This window comes from Ramlibacter sp. (assembly GCF_035706265.1).
Lineage (GTDB): Bacteria > Pseudomonadota > Gammaproteobacteria > Burkholderiales > Burkholderiaceae_C > Ramlibacter.
In genome coordinates this window covers 1-2,860 of the sequence record NZ_DASSVG010000655.1, presented here as the reverse complement: position 1 = coordinate 2,860, position 2,860 = coordinate 1, and the positions used below count along the sequence as shown (strand labels likewise).

Below are 2,860 nucleotides of genomic sequence, written 5' to 3'. Positions count from 1 at the left end.
CTCCTGGGCACCAAACGAAGCCGGCCGCAGCCGGCTTTTTTGTTGCCCCCGAGCGGCCTCGAACGTGTCCGTGGAGGTTCGAGTCCTCTCCTGGGCACCAACACACATCATAAGCCGGCCCTGCCGGCTTTGTTGTTTCTGCAGAGATAAATGGAACGAAGCCGGCCCCTGATGGCCGGCTTCTTTCGTTGTGGCAGCGAGAAGGCTCAGATCGGCTGTGCGATCAGGTCGTGGCCATCGGTTGCCACGATCCTCGCCCTGGTGAACTCGCCGACGGCCAGCCGCTTGCTCAGCTTTTCCGGCGGCAGCAGCCGCACCGTGCCGTCGATCTCGGGCGCGTCCGCATACGAGCGGCCGACGCCGCCCTTGCGGCCCAGGGCCGGGGCGGAATCCACCCGCACCTGCATGGTGGCGCCGACGCGCCGCTGCAGCCGCGCCGCCGAGACTTCCTCGGCCACCGCCATGAAGCGGGCCCTGCGCTCCTCCCGCACCTCCTGCGGCAGCATGCCCGGCAGCGCATTGGCCGCCGCGCCCTCGACGGGGCTGTAGGCGAAGCAGCCGGCACGGTCGATCTGCGCCTCGCGCAGGAAGTCCAGCAGGTGCCGGAACTCCTCCTCGGTCTCGCCTGGGAAGCCGGCGATGAAGGTGCTGCGCACCACGAGCTCGGGGCAGATCTCGCGCCAGCGCGCGATGCGCTCCAGGTTCTTCTCGCCGCTCGCGGGCCGCTTCATCCGGCGCAGCACCTCGGGGTGGCTGTGCTGGAACGGCACGTCGAGGTAGGGCAGCACCCTGCCCTCGGCCATCAGCGGGATGATTTCGTCGACGTGCGGATACGGGTACACGTAGTGCAGCCGCACCCAGGCGCCGTACGGCTCGGCCAGCTCGCCCAGCGCCTGCACCAGTTCCAGCATGCGCGTCTTCACCGGCCGGCCGTCGAAGAAGCCGGTGCGGTATTTCACGTCCACCCCATAGGCCGAGGTGTCCTGGCTCACCACCAGCAGTTCCTTCACGCCGCCTTCGAACAGCGCCTTCGCTTCCTTCAGCACGTCGCCGATCGGGCGGCTCACCAGGTCGCCGCGCAGCGACGGGATGATGCAGAAGGTGCAGCGGTGGTTGCAGCCCTCGCTGATCTTGAGGTACGCGTAGTGCTTCGGCGTGAGCTTGATGCCCGCCGGCGGCACCAGGTCGATGAAGGGGTCGTGCGGCTTGGGCAGGTGCGCGTGCACCGCGTCCATCACTTCGTGGGTGGCCTGCGGGCCGGTGACGGCCAGCACCGAGGGATGGACCTGGGCCACCATGTTGCCGCCGGCCTCGCCCTTGCGCGCGCCCAGGCAGCCGGTGACGATCACCTTGCCGTTGGCGGCCAGCGCCTCGCCGATCGTCTCCAGGCTTTCCTTGACCGCGTCGTCGATGAAGCCGCAGGTGTTGACGATCACCAGGTCGGCGCCCTCGAAGGTCTTGGAGGTGGCATAGCCCTCCGCGCTCAGCTGCGTGAGGATCAGCTCGGAGTCGGTGAGGTTCTTGGGACAGCCGAGGCTGACGAAGCCCACCCTGGGCACGGCAGAGGCAGGAGTTTCCGGGGACGCGATGTCGCTCATCCCCGTATTGTCCCTTGTAATGGAAAGACTTATTTCTTGATGCCGAATGCGCCCAGCATCTGCTCGGTGTTCTTCTGCATCTGCTCCTGCATCTTCTCGAGCATCGACTTCGACTGCTCGGCGTAGCTGCCCATCACGCCCTGCGGCATGTTCATGAACTGGGCCCACATCTCGGGCGTGAAGTTTTTCGTCTGTTCGGCCATCTGGGCCTGCAGGTCGGTGAAGGCCTGGACGTTGCGCTCGATGTAGCTGCCCATGAAGCCCTGCATCGCGTGGCCGTAGAAGCGGATGATGTTGGCCAGCGCGGCCTCGCTGAACATCGGCGCGCCGCCCGCTTCCTCCTCCAGGATGATCTGCAGCAGGATGCTGCGCGTGAGGTCCTCGTTGGTCTTGGCGTCGCGCACCACGAAGGGCTGGCCTTCCATCACCAGCTGCTTCACTTCGGCCAGGGTGATGTAGGTGGAGGTGTCGGTGTCGTAGAGGCGCCGGTTCGGGTATTTCTTGATGATGCGCTGCGCCGGCTTGGCGCCGCTGGCTTTCTTGCTCGTCACGAACGGGGCTCCTCTGGGACGGGTCTGCGCCCGCGCTGTTGCATTGCAGCAGATTCTAGGGAAGGGGAGAAACCCGGGGTGCGGGGTTTAACCCTTAGCTGTCCGGATCCCGTCAGGCCCGTGCGAATGCAGCACCCCCTGCAGCACCTCGAGGTCCACCGGCTTGGTGAGGTGATGGTCGAAGCCCGCGTCCATCGCCTTGCGCCGGTCGTCTTCCGCCCCCCAGCCGGTGAGCGCCACCAAGGCCGCGCGCGCCAGCGCCGGCTCGGCCCGCAGCGCCCGCGCCACGTCGTAGCCGCTCATGCCCGGCAAGCCGATGTCCAGCAGCACCACGTCGGGCCGGAACTCCAGCGCCGCCGGCACGACCGCGGGCCCGTCGTAGACCGCGCGCGTCTGCGCCCCGATCATGTCGAGGAAGGTGGTGAGCGTCTCGGCCGCATCCACGTTGTCGTCCACCACCAGCACGCGCAGCGAGCTGGCCTCGGCGCGCCCGCCTGCGGCAGCGGCGGCCGGCGTTGGCGCGGGCACGGGCAGGCAGGGCAAGGTCACCGTGAAGGTGCTGCCCTGCCCGGGGCCGGCGCTTTCGGCCACCACGGTGCCGCCGTGCATCTCGATCAGCGAGCGCACCAGGAACAGGCCGATGCCCAGCCCGGAGGCGAGCTGCCCCGGCCCGGGGGTGACCTGCGCGAACAGCTGGAAGACCTTCTCGAG

Annotated in this window: 3 protein-coding genes; all 3 read right to left on the bottom strand. The window is 67.9% G+C overall.

Annotated elements, in window-relative coordinates; translation table 11 throughout:
- Window positions 1-206: 206 nt before the first annotated feature.
- Window positions 207-1,598, bottom strand: a complete 1,392-nt coding sequence (rimO, locus tag VFM98_RS23525; RefSeq protein ID WP_325112323.1) for a 30S ribosomal protein S12 methylthiotransferase RimO — start codon at window positions 1,596-1,598, stop codon at window positions 207-209.
- Between the two features lie 29 nt (window positions 1,599-1,627).
- Entirely contained in the window at window positions 1,628-2,149 is a 522-nt protein-coding gene (gene phaR / locus VFM98_RS23520) for a polyhydroxyalkanoate synthesis repressor PhaR (protein WP_325112322.1), read from the bottom strand.
- A gap of 87 nt (window positions 2,150-2,236) precedes the next feature.
- On the bottom strand, window positions 2,237-2,860 hold a 624-nt coding region (locus VFM98_RS23515), incomplete at its 5' end, for a hybrid sensor histidine kinase/response regulator (RefSeq protein WP_325112321.1).

Bases quoted from the DNA above. Each gene is read 5' to 3' on its own strand.
- rimO (WP_325112323.1), bottom strand. From the start codon at position 1,598: ATGAGCGACATCGCGTCCCCGGAAACTCCTGCCTCTGCCGTGCCCAGG.